Source organism: Streptacidiphilus pinicola (genome assembly GCF_003258295.1).
Lineage (GTDB): Bacteria > Actinomycetota > Actinomycetes > Streptomycetales > Streptomycetaceae > Streptacidiphilus > Streptacidiphilus pinicola.
Window position 1 is genome coordinate 1 of sequence record NZ_QKYN01000276.1, and the last position, 498, is coordinate 498.

At 70.9% G+C, this 498-nt stretch carries 2 protein-coding genes; one reads left to right on the plus strand and one right to left on the minus strand.

Translation table 11 applies throughout. The annotated features are described in order from the left end of the window. A partial coding sequence (locus DN069_RS39100) for a winged helix-turn-helix domain-containing protein (protein ID WP_207892426.1) occupies nucleotides 1–244 on the plus strand: 244 nt, incomplete at its 5' end. Nucleotides 245–314: 70 nt separating this feature from the next. Here DN069_RS39100 and DN069_RS39105 read toward each other — a convergent pair. Next, nucleotides 315–498 (minus strand): winged helix-turn-helix domain-containing protein (locus DN069_RS39105; RefSeq protein ID WP_133260212.1); only part of this gene is annotated, 184 nt, incomplete at its 5' end.

Sequence of the window (498 nt, forward strand, 5' to 3'; positions counted from 1 at the left end):
GAGGGAGCGGGCGGTCCGGCTCACCCCGACGGAGTGGCGCATCCTCGCCGTCCTGCTGGCCCACCCGGGCAAGCTGGTGACCGGCCGTCAGATCCTGCAACAGGTCTGGGGGCCCGGCCACGAGCAGAAGACCAACTACCTCCGGGTCTACTTCGCCGGCCTGCGCCGCAAGCTGGAGCGCGACCCGGCCCACCCCCGGCATCTCCTCACGGAGCCCGGGATGGGCTACCGCTACGAGCCCTGAACGGCGGTCGACGACGCACAGGAGGGGCGCGCCCCCGGGATCCGGGATGCGCGCCCCTCCTGTGTTCCTCCTACGACATGGACGGGTCGTACTTGTAGCCGACCCCGCGAACCGTGGCGAGCATCTGCCGGAACCCGGGCCCCAGTTTCCGTCGGAGCCGGGTGACATGGACGTCGACCGTGCGGTGATCCCCGACAGCAGGCATGCCCCAGACTCCTTCGAGGAGCTGGACGCGTGTGAACACCCGCAGCGGC